Raw genomic sequence first — 12,961 nt, 5'->3', positions numbered from 1 at the left:
TGTGTGCGTCACCGGCTGCTGGCCCCCCAACCCGGAACACGGATGAGCCAAGACGATTACCCAACGGGGGTGCTGAGCAAGGCGCTTTACCCATCCTTGACCATGCGTGCGGTTTCGTCGCAGGTCGGCGGCCCTGTGTTTTTCCCCTCAGATCACGACGTGTTGAGGTCCGTTTCAGTGATATGAGCGGCATTGGTCCTTGACCGGACCCTTCCGCACGCTCTGTGTCTGTTTATCTGATTTCCCCTCATATGTTCCTCTCCCAGGGAAGACAGGCCGATGACACAGCGCACCCGGGCCGCCGCCCCCCATCCGCGGCCCGCCCACCGGGCCCTGGCCCTCCTCGCGGTCGCGGTGGCCGCCGCCACCACGGCCTGCGGCACCTCCGCGGCGCCGGACCACGACGAGCGGCGGGCGTCCCGGCAGGGGCCAGCGCCCGCCCTGTCCGCGGCGGGCGGCAGCACGGGCGGGGCCCGTCCCTTCACGCTCATCGCCTCCGGCGACGTCCTGCCGCACTCCTCGATCATCCGCACGGCCCGCGCGGACGCGGGCGGCGAGGGCTACGACTTCGCGCCGATGCTCGCGGGCGCCCGGCCCGTCGTCTCCCGCGCGGACCTGGCGATCTGTCACATGGAGACGGTGTACGGCGCCAACGGCGACTACACCGGCTACCCCACCTTCAAGTCCCCGCCCCAGGTGGCCACCGGCCTCAAGGCGACCGGCTACGACGCCTGCTCCACCGCCTCCAACCACACCCTGGACGCCGGGACCCCCGGCATCCACCGCACTCTCGCGGCACTCGACAAGGCCGGGATCAAACACGCCGGGTCGGGCCGCACCGCCACCGAGGGCCGCTCGCCCGCCTGGCTGCGCGCGGGCGGCGCGAAGGTCGCCCAGCTGTCCTACACGTACGGCACGAACGACATCCCGCTGCCCCAGGGCAGGCCCTGGTCGGTGAACCTCATCGACCGCGCGCGCATCGTCGCCGACGCGCGCGCAGCCCGGACGGCGGGCGCCGACGTGGTCGTCGTCTCGCTGCACTGGGGCACCGAGTGGCAGGACGCCCCCGATGGCCAACAGCTGCGCCTGAGCCGCCAGTTGACGGCCTCGCGCACGGCGGGCCGCCCCGACGTCGACCTGATCCTCGGCACCCACGCCCACGTCCCGCAGGCGTACCAGAAGGTCAACGGCACCTGGGTGATCTACGGCATGGGCGACCAGATCGCGGGCGACATGATCAACCACGAGGGCGCCCACGACCCGCGCGGCAACCAGGGCACGATCGGCCGCTTCACCTTCGCCCCGCCCACCGCGCCCGGCAGGCGCTGGGAGGTGACGAAGGCCGAGTTCGTCCCGCACTGGTTCGACACGGAAGCCGGACGCGTCGTCAACCTCAACGCCGCCCTGGACCGGGGAGCCGACGTACGGGACGTGCGCGACCGCATCCGCCGCGTCGTGCTCAGCCGGGGCGCCGCCGCGGACGGCCTGGTGATGGGGAAGTGAGGGCCGCCTCCTGAGGCCGCCGGGGCGCGGGCCTCGGCCACGCGTCCCACGATTCCGGCCCCGGGGTGGCTTTTCCCCGTCAATCACGGGTAAAGCGGCCACCTCGGCGCCCGGTGGTGGCTATCCAGGAAGGGTGGGGGGGACGTCCGGCGCCGCGCCGGGGCCACACCTGACGGGAGGCCTGCCGGGTGAGCATGTCGATCAACGTGGCGTTCCTGCTGGCCGTCGTCATCGTGCTGCGCCTGCGCGGCCACGCGCTGACCGGCGGCCGGCCGGGGGACCTGCTGATGGCGGGCGTGGTGCTGCTGTTCGTGGTGCTCGTCGTCCCGACCGACCTCGGGCAGTGGGTGATGGACTTCGTGAGCACCGTCGTCGGGGGGCTCGCGGGCGCCGTGGCGGACCTGCTCACCCCCTGACGGCGCTCACGCGACCGGGCCGGACCCCCGCGGCTCGCCCCGCTCGCTCCTGGCCAGCTCCGACTTGCGGTACGAGTACCCGAAGTACACCCCCAGGCCCACCACGAACCACACCGCGAAGCGGACCCAGGTCTGCCACTCCAGGAACGTGATGAGCCAGATCGAGAAGACCACGCCGATCGCGGGCACCACCGGCATGCCCGGGCAGCGGAACGTGCGCGGCAGGTCGGGCTGCTTGTAGCGCAGCACGATCACCGCGACGCACACCACGACGAAGGCCAGCAGGATGCCGATGTTGGTCAGCTCCGCCGCCTCGCCGATCGGCAGGAAACCGGCGATCGCGGCCGAGGCGAACCCGACGATCCACGTCACGCGCGTGGGCACGTGCCGCGTCGGGTGCGTCTTGGCGAACCACTTCGGAAGCAGCCCGTCGCGGCTCATCGAGAACCACACGCGCGTGCAGCCCAGCATGAACGTGAACATCACCGTGAGGATGCCGATGATCGCGCCCACCGCGATCACGTCCGCGAGTCCGCTCAGGCCCACCGCCTTGAACGCCGAGGAGAAGCCGCTCTCGGGGTCGATGTCCTTGTAGTCCTGCATGCCCGTCAGGACCAGGCAGGCCAGGACGTACAGGACCATCGAGATCGCCAGCGAGTACAGGATGGCCTTCGGCATGTGGCGCTGCGCGTCCTTGGACTCCTCGGCGGCCGTGCTCATCGCGTCGTACCCGAAGACCGCGAAGAACACCGTGGCCGCGCCGGTGAACGCCCCGCTGACACCGAACGGGAAGAACGGCGAGTAGTTGCCGGTCTCGACGTGGAAGAAGCCCACGCCGATGACGAGCAGGACCACGAGGACCTTCAGGACCACCACGATCATCTCGAAGCGTGCCGCGTTCTTGATCCCGAGGGTGAGCATGTACGCGATGAACAGACACAGGACCGCGGCGAACAGGTCGACCTTGTGGCCGTCGCCGGTGCCGGGCGCGCCCAGCATCCAGTCGGGCAGGTCCGCGCCCATCTCGTTCAGCAGGAAGTTGAAGTAGCCGGAGATGCCGATCGCGACCACCGCCACGATCGCCGTGTACTCCAGGAGCAGGTCCCAGCCGATGAACCAGCCGGTGATCTCGCCGAGCACCGCGTAGCCGTAGGTGTAGGCCGAGCCCGCCTTGGGGATCAGGCCCGCGAACTCCGCGTAGGAGAACGCCGCGGCGGCGCTGGCGACGCCCGCGATGAGGAACGAGATGAGGACCGCGGGCCCGGCCTTCTCGTTGGCGACGGTGCCGGCGAGCGTGAAGATCCCGGCGCCGATGATGCCGCCCACGCCGATCGCGGTGAGCTGCCACAGGCCGAGGGAGCGGGTGAGCTGGGTACCCCCGCCGCCCGCCTCGGTGTCCTCGATGTGCTCGATGGGCTTGCGCCGCAGGACGCCCTGCCCCATCCGTAGTCCGGCCATGAGCCTCACCTCTTCGCTGGCGGCGGTCGGCTGCTGGCGGATCATCCTGGCTCAGGCGCACCCGGCGCGGAAGACACCACGGACCACGCGTCGGCGCGCCCCCTTCGCACGGGCGAGGTTCCCCCGGTCGGCCCTACGGCACCACGGTGACCGGCCAGCGCCCCGCCTTCACCAGGCGCACGGCGACCGAGCCGACGATGCGGTGGCCCGCCTGCTCGGACGCGCCGACCACGACGGCGTCGGCCTTGAGCTCGTCGGCGGCCGTGACCAGGCCGTTGTACGGGTCGCCGCGGAAGGTGTGGAACTCCCAGCGCACGTCGAATATGCCCTTCACGCGCTCCGTGGCGTCGCGGATCTCGGCGATCAGGCCCTCGGCGATCTCGTCGGTGGTCTCCGCGACCGGGGCCCCGAGGGCCGCGCCCGCCGCGAGCACCGGCTGGACGTACACCACGGCGAGCAGCGCCCGCTGCCGCCGGGCCAGGCCACCGGCATATGCCGCGGCGCGGAGCGAGGAATCCGAGCCGTCGACCCCGACGACGATCACCTTGGGGCCGTCGGTGCCCCGCTCGAACTGCTGGGACGGTTGCTGCGTGGGCTCTTCGGTCACGCTTCCGAGGCTATCGGAGGACCCGGTTCCGGGGATCGGCGGCCTCTTCGGGCTCCGGCGGCCCCCGGCGTTCGACGGGCGCGGCGCCCCGCCCTTTCCTACAGTCGTGACCATGAGTGCCACCGTCCAGGAGCCGGGCCCCGCGGGCGGCACGCGCCCCGGCGGCTTCCGCGTCAGCGGCCTCAACCGCGTGCCCGAGGTGTTCGCGGCCTTCTTCGGCACCCTCGGCCTGTGCTGCGCGGTGCTCGCCGTGATCGCGCCGCTGCGGCGCCTGCTGCGGCCCGTGATCCGCTTCCTCGACCAGCTCACCGTGCCGGTCAGCCCGAACCTCGCCTACGCCGTCTTCCTCTTCCTGCTCGCCGCGGCCACCGCGGCCCGCAAGAAGGTCGCGTGGTGGCTCGTGGTGGTCTACCTGGGCCTCCTCGTCGCCTTCGACGTCCTCGGCTTCGCCCTCGGCTACTGGGGCGAGTCGCTGCCGTCCTTCGTCGTCTGCGGCGTGGCCCTCGTCGTGCTGATCCTGGCGCGCGCCGAGTTCTCCGCCGACTCGCGCCGCGGCGCCCTGTGGCGGGCCGTCGCCGTGCTCGCCGCCGGGCTCGGCCTCGCGGTGCTCGTCGGCTGGGGCCTCGTCGAGCTCTTCCCCGGCACGCTGCCGCGCGGCGAGCGGCTGCTGTGGGCGGCCAACCGCGTCTGCGGCGGCCTCCTCCAGGGCCACGACTACTTCGACGGCTCACCGCCGCGCCCGCTGTACTTCTTCCTCGGCCTCTTCGGCGCCCTCGCGCTGCTCAACGCCGCCGCCACCCTGTTCCGCTCCCAGCGCATGGAAGCCGCCCTGCACGGCGACGAGGAACCCCGCATCCGCGCCCTCCTCGGCGTCTACGGAGACCAGGACTCGCTCGGCTACTTCGCCACCCGGCGCGACAAGGCCGTCGTCTTCTCACCCAGCGGCAAGGCCGCCGTGACCTACCGCGTCGAGGCGGGCGTCTGCCTGGCGAGCGGCGACCCCGTCGGCGACCGCGAGGCCTGGCCGCACGCCATCGGCGCCTGGCTCGACGTGGCCCGGCGGTACGCCTGGGCGCCCGCCGTGATGGGCGCCTCCGAGGACGGCGCCACGGCCTTCGCCCGCGCCGGACTCGGCGCCCTCCAGCTCGGCGACGAGGCCATCCTGCACGTGGCGGACTTCGACCTGGACGGCCGCGACATGCGCGTCACGCGCCAGGCCGTGAACCGGGTCCGGCGCACCGGAGCCACCGCCCGCGTCCGCCGCCACGCCACCCTCAGCGACGAGGAGATGGAGGCGATCATCGACAGGGCGGACGCCTGGCGGGACACCGAGACCGAGCGCGGCTTCTCCATGGCCCTCGACCGGCTCGGCGACCCCGAGGACGGCGACTGCCTGCTCGTCGAGGCCCTCGACCCCGACGGCAAGCTCCTCGCCCTGCTGTCCTTCGTGCCCTGGGGCAGGGACGGCATCTCGCTCGACGTGATGCGCCGCGACCGCAGCGCGCCCAACGGCGTCATGGAGTTCATGGTCGCCGAGCTGTGCGCCGTGGCGCCGAAGCTCGGGGTGCGGCGGATCTCGCTGAACTTCGCGGTGTTCCGCTCCGTCTTCGAGGAGGGCGCCCGCATCGGCGCGGGCCCCGTCCTGCGCCTGTGGCGCAAGCTGCTGCTCTTCTTCTCCAAGTGGTGGCAGCTGGAGGCCCTCTACCGCTCCAACGCCAAGTACCACCCCGAGTGGTACCCGCGCTTCCTCTGCTACGGCGACGCGGGCTCCCTCGCCCGCATCGGCCTGGCCTCCGGCATCGCCGAGGGCTTCGTCTCCGTGCCCTCGCTGCGCCAGCTGTGGGGCAAGGGCCACAAGCCCCGGGGCGTCACCAAGCCCGCCACCACCGAGGGCCTGCCGTCCATCGCCGCGCTCGGTCTCGGCGGCGGCGCCGACGCCGGGCTCGACCCCGTCGAGGCGCTGCCCGAGCAGATCCGCATCCGCCACCGGGCCCTGGAGCGGCTGCGTGCCGAAGGCGTCGACCCCTACCCGGTGGGCCTCCCGCCGCGCACCCACGAACTGGCCGCGATCCGCCCCGACCTGGCGGGGGAGCGGGTCACCGTCGCGGGCCGCGTGATGCTGGTGCGCGACTTCGGCGGCGTCGTCTTCGCCGTGCTCCGCGACTGGTCGGGCGACCTCCAGCTCGCCCTCACCCGCGACCGCTCGGGCCCCGGCGTCCTGGACGCCTTCACGCGCCGCACCGACATCGGCGACCACGTCACCGCCACCGGCGAGGTCGGCTCCAGCGACCGGGGCGAGCTGACCGTCTTCGTCACCTCCTGGCAGCTCACCGGCAAGTGCCTGCGCCCGCTGCCCGACAAGCGCCGCGGCCTCACCGACCCCGAGGCCAAGGTCCGCCGCCGCTATCTCGACCTGGTCGCGAGCCCGGCCGCCCGCGACGTCGTGCGGGCCCGCTCCACCGCCGTCCAGGCGCTGCGCCAGGGCCTGCTCGACCGCGGCTACCTGGAGGTCGAGACGCCGATGCTCCAGCAGATCCACGGCGGCGCCAACGCCCGGCCCTTCACCACCCACATCAACGCCTACGACCTCGACCTGTATCTGCGCATCGCCCCCGAGCTGTACCTCAAACGGCTGTGCGTGGGCGGCCTGGAGAAGGTCTTCGAGATGGGCCGCACCTTCCGCAACGAAGGCGTCTCGTACAAGCACAACCCCGAGTTCACGATGCTGGAGGCCTACCAGGCCTTCGCCGACTACGACGTGATGCTCGACCTCACCCGCGAGCTCATCCAGGGCGCCGCCACCGCCGCCTTCGGCACACCCGTCGCCCGCAAGGACGGCCGGGAGTACGACATCTCCGGGCCCTGGCCCGTCAAGACCGTGTACGGCGCGCTGTCCGAGGCCCTGGGCGAGGAGGTCGACGCCGACACGCCGCTGGAGCGCCTGCACCGCCTGTGCGACCGCGCCCACGTGCCGTACACCGTCGACGACGGGCGCGGCGACGTGGTCCTGGAGATGTACGAGCGGCTCGTCGAGGAGCGGACCGAGCTGCCCACCTTCTACAAGGACTTCCCGACCGAGGTCTCCCCGCTGACCCGCCAGCACCGCGCGGACCCGCGCCTGGCCGAGCGCTGGGACCTCGTCGCCTTCGGTACCGAACTGGGCACCGCCTACTCGGAGTTGACCGACCCCGTCGAGCAGCGCCGCCGCCTCACCGCGCAGTCGCTGCTCGCCGCCGGGGGAGACCCGGAGGCGATGGAGCTGGACGAGGACTTCCTCGACGCCCTGGAGTACGCGATGCCGCCCACCGGCGGCCTCGGCATCGGCGTCGACCGGCTCGTCATGTTCCTCACCGGCCTGACCATCCGCGAGACGCTGCCGTTCCCGCTGGTCCGCCGCCGGTGACGCTGCGCTGGCACTGCCGCGCTGGGCCGTCGCTCGTGTGCCGGTCCGCTGCGGCTGGTCGCGCCCACGCGGCGGAGCCGCACATTGACTCAGCCTCGCGCCCCTTCGGGGCGCTGTCCTGGCTGCCTCGCGTCGCCTTGAGCCCGCGCTGGTCCCATCGGGTGCTTTCGCGTGCCCCCGCAGTGTTGCTGAGACCGCCGGGCCTTCGGCCATGCGAGGCATTAGTCATGAAAGACGATCAGATGCCTCCGGGGCGTCGCGCGCTGCTGCGCGGCGCCGCCGTCCTCGGCCTGGCCGCCGCCACCGGCTGCTCCGCCGCCGGGCGCGCGCCCGCCCCGGAGCGGGCCGCCGCCTCCGGCGCCCCCGCCGCGGGACCGCAGGCCCCGCGCGCCCGCAAGCCCTCCGCGTACCGGCTGCGGCCCATGACCGGACACGGGCCGCAGCGCGCCGCGCCCGCCCGCCCCGCCGTGCGCCGCGCGCCCATCCTGCGACTTCCGGGCCGCACCCGCGCCATGGCCCTGACCTTCGACGACGGACCCGACCCGCGCTACACCCCGGCCATCCTGCGCACCCTGCGGCGGTACGGCGTCCGCGCGATGTTCTTCGTGTGCGGCGAGATGGCGGTGGACAACGGGGACCTGCTGCGGCAGATGGCCGACGACGGGCACGTGATCGGCAACCACACCTGGAGCCATCCCCTGCTTCCCTCCCTCGGGCGGTCCGCGATCCACGAGCAGATGGAGCGCACCTGCGAGGTGGTGGAGCGCACCGTGGGCACACCGCCCCTGTGGTTCCGCGCCCCGTACGGCGCCTGGAACCGCGCGGCCTTCGAACTCGGCGCCGAGCTCGGCATGGAGCCCCTCGCCTGGACCGTCGACACCCTCGACTGGCGCACCCCCGGCACCGGCACCATCGTCCAGCGCGTCCTGAGCGGCGCGGGCCCCGGTGTCGTCGTCCTGTCGCACGACGCGGGCGGCGACCGCACCCAGAGCGTGCACGCCCTGGACACCTATCTGCCCGAGCTCCTGGACGCCGGATTCCACCTCACCGTGCCGAGCCGCTACCGCGTGTGAGGGCCGCGCCCCCGCCCGCCGCGGGGGCGCGGACACGACGGGGCCCGCGGGGCACGCACGCCCGGGCCGCGCGTCAGCGCACGTCGACCAGGCGGGCGAACACCACCACGTTCCCGTCGTAGCCGCTCTGCTTCGAGAAGCCCCCGCCGCAGGTGATGACCCGCAGCTCGGGCGCGCCCGTGTCGCCGTACACGCGTCGGCCGGGGAAGTCGCTCTTGGCAAACACCTCGATGCCGTAGATCTCGAAGACGGCCGTGCGCCGGTCCTGGCGCAGCACCTCGACGCGGTTGCCCTTCTTGAGCGAGCCGAGGCCGTAGAAGACCGCGGGCCCCTGCTGGTTGTCCACGTGCCCGACCAGGACGGACGTGCCCTTCTCGCCCGGCGACACCGCGCCCGTGAACCAGCCCGCGAGATTCGGGTCGTCCGGCGGCGGCGCGTCCACCCAGCCCTCCGCGTCCAGGCCCACCGCCATCACGGGGGCGTCCACGCGGATCGCCTTGATGCGCACGCGGTCGGCGGCCGAGAACGTCAGCGGCGCGGGGGCGCCCGGCTTGGCGGGCGCGCGGTCCGCCGCCGCGGCCGACGCGGGCTGCGGCGGGCCCACGTCGAACTCGCCGGAGCCGTTGCGGATCAGCGCGAGCCCGGTGAGCAGCACCAGCGCCATCGCACCCCACGGCGCGCGCTTGCGCGGCCGCTCCTCCTCGCACTCCTCGAACGCGTCGGCGTCGGAAGGCTGCTTCGCGGGCTCGAACGGCTGGGACGAAGACATTCCCTATCCCCTCTCGACACGGTGTTTCCCGCCGTGTCCGTGGCGCGTACGAAAACGCTAAGTGCAGCGCGCGCGGCGTGCGAAAGGGCGGGCGCGAACGGGTGGCGGGCCACCGCGGCCTGCGCCATCCGAGTCGCCGCCCCACAGGTTTTTTCTGACGGTCCGTGACCTGCGGTGATGACCACGCCTGCGGACGCCTCCCGGCGTGTCCCTCACCAGGACGGACGATCCCCGAAATGCGGCTGTACGCACGCCGTCTGAGGGTCTGTCTGAGGGCGCTCTCGCCGAACGACCGGGGAATGGTTTCCCCGGGGTGCCTCTCGCGGAGGAATTCCATGCGTAACTCTCGAGCACTCGCGGCCGTCGTCGCCGCAGGTGCCGTCGTCGGGCTCGCCGCGCCGACGGCGGCCGCCTGGGCGGGCCCCAGCAACATCGTCGCCATGCCCAGCGTGATCGCGCGGGGCGGTCAGCTCACGGTCACCGTCGACGGCTGCGACCACCCCGGCAGCGTCGAGTCGCCCGCCTTCCCGAAGACGGACCTCAAGCAGATCCCGGGCGGCACCACCTCCAGCGCGACCGTCACCGTGCACCACCACGCCGAACCCGGCGCCTACGACATCACCGCGCTCTGCCACGGCAAGCAGCCGCTCACCCGCCCGCACGCCTTCACCGTCATCCACGGCGCCGCCCGCGGCGGCCTCGGCGGCAGCTCGACGTCGGGGGCGACCAGCACCGACATCGCGATCGGCGGGGCCCTGGTGGCCGCCGCGGTGGTCGGCGGCGGCGTGTTCTGGATGCGGCGCCGGGCCGAGAACAGGGCGTGACCAGACACGACCGGCCCGGCGCGTCCCCTTCCGCGCCGGGCCGGTCGGCCGTGCGTGCCCGTCCGTGCCCCGGAGCTCCGGGGCCGGTGTGACCCGAGGGGTCAGGAGTGATCGGCGTCCGTACGGCGGCGCGTCCAGTGGTACGCCGTGCCGAGCACACCCGCGATCAGCGCGCCGCCCAGGGCCAGCTGGCCCCCGTCGAACCCGCCGACGCTGCCGCCGACGCCCGCGCGGACGCCCCTGCTGTGGTGCGTGCCGGGGCTGGAGTGACCGCCGCCGGTGGCGATGGTGAGGTCGGTCCTGCCCGACTCCTGGCCGCAGGTGAACGTCACCTCGTACAGGGCGCCGGGCTTGGCGTCCCAGAAGACGTGCGCGGTGGCCGACGACTGGCCCTTGGGGATGGTGACGTCGTCGAACACTCCGGAGGTCACCTTGGTGGTGGTGTCGCAGCCGTCGACGGTCAGCGTGACCTGCCCGCCCGCGGCGATCGTGGAGGGCGTGACGCGGAAGCCGAACGAGGTGATGTTCTCGTCGCCCGCGACGGCCGCGCCCGCGGTGGGTGCGGCCAGGGCCAGGGCGGCGGTGGTGAACAGGGCGGCCGAGGCGACGCGTATCGCGCGCATGGCGAATCCTCCGGGTCCCCGAGGAGCGGCCGCGGACCTTCTTCCGCCGGCGCCTGGTGCGCACCTCGATGCGTCGAACGCTAGGGAGGACGGGGGTGCGCCGCGATCGCTGTCGTGCGAACGGGGCATTCCTGTGGGCCGGACAGGGGAACGGGCGCGTGTCGCGCTGTGCCCGACAGCGGAAACCGCCCGGCGCCGGACCCTCGTGGGAGAGCCGCGGCCGCCGGGCGGCAGGTCGTTCAGCGGACCGGAATCAGCGGAACAGGAGCATCAGCGGGGGCGGTGCGCCCTACTGGGTGACGACCTGGCCCTCCGGGCTCAGCGCGTCGAAGGTGACCGGGAGCGCGGCCGCGGCCTTCTCGGCGACCTCGTCCGTGCTGAGGCCCTGGATGGCGGCTATGCGGGCGATGCTGTCGCCGAGGGCCTTGGACAGCTCGTCGGCGGTGAGGGGCTGGTTCTCACCGGTGCTGATCCACGAGTCGACCTTGTCGCCGAGGCCGGCCGCGCGCAGCTCCTCCACCGCCGGGGCGATGTGGCCGCCGTCGAAGAGGGTGGTGATGAGGAACAGCTCCAGGGGGGTGGCGGGGGCGTCGATGGCAGCCATGTCTATCTCCTTGCAAGAAGCGATAACCGAATCGGTGGTTCTGAGGCGCGGCGGCGGATTCCTCGCCTCCGCGTTGCCCTCGTGGGACCAGACGTGGCGTGGGTGTTCGAGGGTTGCCCGGTGAGGTGAAGGCATGCTGAACGCGCCACGGCCCAGGGCGATTTGACCCACCGGGCACCGCTTTTCCAGCCTCTTTTCCGTCACGGCGTCAGGCCCGTGCGGGAGGCGAGCCAGCCCAGGTGCTTCCGGAGCCCCGGGCGCCACACCTGCCAGCTGTGGCCGCCGGGCAGCTCGACCAGTTCGGCCTTCATGCCCGCCTTCTTCGCGGCCGCGTACGCCTTGAGCGCCTGCGGCCGGTACGTGGAGTCGTCCTTCCCCGCGACGAACACGGCCGAGGTGTCCGGGAAGCGTTCGCGCGCGAGCACGTCCAGCGGGTTGACCTTCTCGAACGCCGCCTCGTCACCGCCGAAGGCCGCGTCGACGGTCTTCTTGCGGCTGCCGAGCGTCGGCTCGTCCTGCCCGGAGATGTCGACGAAGGAACCGAAGCGGCCGGGCGCGTTCACCGCCAGCTGGAGCGAGCAGGTCCCGCCGTTGGACAGCCCGGACACCGCCCAGTGCGCGCGTCCGGAGGCGACCTGGAGGTGCTCGGCCGCCCAGCGCGGCACGTCCTCGGCGAGATACGTCTGGACGTCGCCGAGCCGGGAGTTCATGCACAGCGGATTGTCGAACGAACCCCCGAGCGGGTCCACGACGAGCACGACGGGTGCGAGACCCGCGTGCTCCGCGGCGAAGTCGTCCATCATGTCCGGCAGTTGGCCCGAGGTGATCCAGTCCTCCGGCGCGCCGGGCTGCCCCGCCATCAGGACGAGCACGGGCAGCGGCGGCCGCGGGGACGCCTGGTAGGCGGGCGGCAGATAGACGTACGCGTCCCGGGCGGCGAAGTGCGACCGCTTCCCCGGGACGGGGGTCTTCGACACCGTGCCCTTGGCGGGCAGCCCGGCGGGGGCCCGCCAGACCTCGGACACCGCCCTGCCCGGCGGCACCTCGACGAGCGGCTCCTTGCCGCCCGCGGCCTGCCGGAGGCCGACGGTGTCCTGCGGGCCGAGCAGGGTGCGCGGGGTCGGGTAATTGTCGTAGTGGATGTTGACCTCGCAGAGGCCGAACAGCACCACGAAGACCCCGGCGACCACCGCCCCGGCCCGGCCGCGCGGGCGCAGCGTCGGCAGCCGGAAGAGGGCGAGGCACACGCCGAGGAGCGCCACCCCGATCCACACCACCACGTCGGTCGGCAGCGCGTCGGGGAACGGCTGCCACCAGTCGTCCACCACCACCGGCACCAGGAACGCGAGCAGCGCGGCGAGGACGAGCGCGGCGGGCAGCAGCCGCGTCCACCACCGGCGCTCCCGCGACCACAGCAGCACCGCGAGACCCAGCGCGCCGAGCACCCGCAGCAGGACCGGCACGGTTCCGGCCACCAGCGACCAGTCCAGCGGCCCCGCGGCCGTCACCACCCGCTCCACACGCGCTCGCCTTCCTCCCGCTGCCCCGCTCCAGGGCCTGCTTCCCCCAGAGTGCGCTGGTCAGGGCCGGGCCGCAGCGCGGGTGCGGCGGGGGCGTGAAGGGGAGCGCGGGCGAGGGCGTGCGGCGGGCGCGCGGGCGGGACGCGCCCGGCGGCGGCGCC

The 12,961-nt window shown here is 73.2% G+C and carries 11 protein-coding genes; 5 read left to right on the top strand and 6 right to left on the bottom strand.

Translation table 11 applies throughout. The annotated features are described in order from the left end of the window. Window positions 1-279 precede the first annotated feature (279 nt). Window positions 280-1,503 (top strand): CapA family protein, encoded by a 1,224-nt coding sequence (locus AC5WAM_RS06900; RefSeq protein ID WP_495521982.1) that lies wholly within the window; start codon window positions 280-282, stop codon window positions 1,501-1,503. A gap of 188 nt (window positions 1,504-1,691) precedes the next feature. Continuing rightward, window positions 1,692-1,919 carry a hypothetical protein gene (locus tag AC5WAM_RS06895; protein WP_138963237.1) on the top strand — a complete coding sequence of 76 codons (228 nt, stop codon included), beginning with the start codon at window positions 1,692-1,694 and terminating at the stop codon, window positions 1,917-1,919. 6 nt (window positions 1,920-1,925) lie between these two features. Here the strand turns inward: AC5WAM_RS06895 and AC5WAM_RS06890 are convergent, their stop codons facing one another. Together AC5WAM_RS06890 and AC5WAM_RS06885 are read right to left on the bottom strand one after the other, a co-directional pair. Continuing rightward, window positions 1,926-3,377: an amino acid permease gene (locus AC5WAM_RS06890; RefSeq protein WP_495521981.1), complete on the bottom strand. Its 1,452-nt coding sequence runs from the start codon at window positions 3,375-3,377 to the stop codon at window positions 1,926-1,928. 133 nt (window positions 3,378-3,510) lie between these two features. After that, a complete protein-coding gene (locus tag AC5WAM_RS06885; RefSeq protein WP_172381415.1) occupies window positions 3,511-3,984 on the bottom strand; it encodes a universal stress protein in 474 nt (157 codons plus the stop codon). A gap of 112 nt (window positions 3,985-4,096) precedes the next feature. On the opposite strand from AC5WAM_RS06885, the gene lysX reads away from it, so the two are divergent. Then, complete coding sequence (gene lysX / locus AC5WAM_RS06880) at window positions 4,097-7,387, top strand: bifunctional lysylphosphatidylglycerol synthetase/lysine--tRNA ligase LysX (protein ID WP_495521980.1); 3,291 nt, start codon at window positions 4,097-4,099, stop codon at window positions 7,385-7,387. A 227-nt stretch (window positions 7,388-7,614) separates the two neighbouring features. Further along, on the top strand, window positions 7,615-8,460 hold the full coding sequence (locus tag AC5WAM_RS06875; RefSeq protein ID WP_495521979.1) for a polysaccharide deacetylase family protein: 846 nt from the start codon (window positions 7,615-7,617) through the stop codon (window positions 8,458-8,460). 73 nt (window positions 8,461-8,533) lie between these two features. Here AC5WAM_RS06875 and AC5WAM_RS06870 read toward each other — a convergent pair whose 3' ends face one another. Next, on the bottom strand, window positions 8,534-9,124 hold the full coding sequence (locus AC5WAM_RS06870) for a class F sortase (RefSeq protein WP_495523520.1): 591 nt from the start codon (window positions 9,122-9,124) through the stop codon (window positions 8,534-8,536). Window positions 9,125-9,564: 440 nt separating this feature from the next. Between AC5WAM_RS06870 and AC5WAM_RS06865 the strand changes: the two genes are divergently transcribed. Then, complete coding sequence (locus AC5WAM_RS06865) at window positions 9,565-10,053, top strand: hypothetical protein (RefSeq protein ID WP_138963249.1); 489 nt, start codon at window positions 9,565-9,567, stop codon at window positions 10,051-10,053. A 101-nt stretch (window positions 10,054-10,154) separates the two neighbouring features. Here AC5WAM_RS06865 and AC5WAM_RS06860 read toward each other — a convergent pair whose 3' ends face one another. The 3 genes from AC5WAM_RS06860 to AC5WAM_RS06850 all read right to left on the bottom strand — a co-directional run bounded on the left by AC5WAM_RS06860 (window position 10,155) and on the right by AC5WAM_RS06850 (window position 12,800). Beyond that, a complete protein-coding gene (locus tag AC5WAM_RS06860; protein ID WP_495521978.1) occupies window positions 10,155-10,676 on the bottom strand; it encodes a hypothetical protein in 522 nt (173 codons plus the stop codon). Between the two features lie 289 nt (window positions 10,677-10,965). Then, entirely contained in the window at window positions 10,966-11,280 is a 315-nt protein-coding gene (locus tag AC5WAM_RS06855; protein ID WP_172381411.1) for a YidB family protein, read from the bottom strand. A 200-nt stretch (window positions 11,281-11,480) separates the two neighbouring features. Beyond that, window positions 11,481-12,800, bottom strand: a complete 1,320-nt coding sequence (locus AC5WAM_RS06850) for an alpha/beta hydrolase (protein ID WP_495521977.1) — start codon at window positions 12,798-12,800, stop codon at window positions 11,481-11,483. Window positions 12,801-12,961: the final 161 nt, after the last annotated feature.

The organism is Streptomyces sp. JLYT201 (assembly GCF_059448825.1).
Note: the sequence above shows the minus strand (reverse complement) of the source record. Positions and strands in the feature narration are given on the sequence as shown.

Coding starts and splice junctions, on each gene's coding strand:
- AC5WAM_RS06900 (WP_495521982.1), top strand. CDS start 280: ATGACACAGCGCACCCGGGCCGCCGCCCCCCATCCGCGGCCCGCCCAC.
- AC5WAM_RS06890 (WP_495521981.1), bottom strand. CDS start 3,377: ATGGCCGGACTACGGATGGGGCAGGGCGTCCTGCGGCGCAAGCCCATC.
- lysX (WP_495521980.1), top strand. CDS start 4,097: ATGAGTGCCACCGTCCAGGAGCCGGGCCCCGCGGGCGGCACGCGCCCC.
- AC5WAM_RS06875 (WP_495521979.1), top strand. CDS start 7,615: ATGAAAGACGATCAGATGCCTCCGGGGCGTCGCGCGCTGCTGCGCGGC.
- AC5WAM_RS06870 (WP_495523520.1), bottom strand. CDS start 9,124: ATGGCGCTGGTGCTGCTCACCGGGCTCGCGCTGATCCGCAACGGCTCC.
- AC5WAM_RS06865 (WP_138963249.1), top strand. CDS start 9,565: ATGCGTAACTCTCGAGCACTCGCGGCCGTCGTCGCCGCAGGTGCCGTC.
- AC5WAM_RS06860 (WP_495521978.1), bottom strand. CDS start 10,676: ATGCGCGCGATACGCGTCGCCTCGGCCGCCCTGTTCACCACCGCCGCC.
- AC5WAM_RS06855 (WP_172381411.1), bottom strand. CDS start 11,280: ATGGCTGCCATCGACGCCCCCGCCACCCCCCTGGAGCTGTTCCTCATC.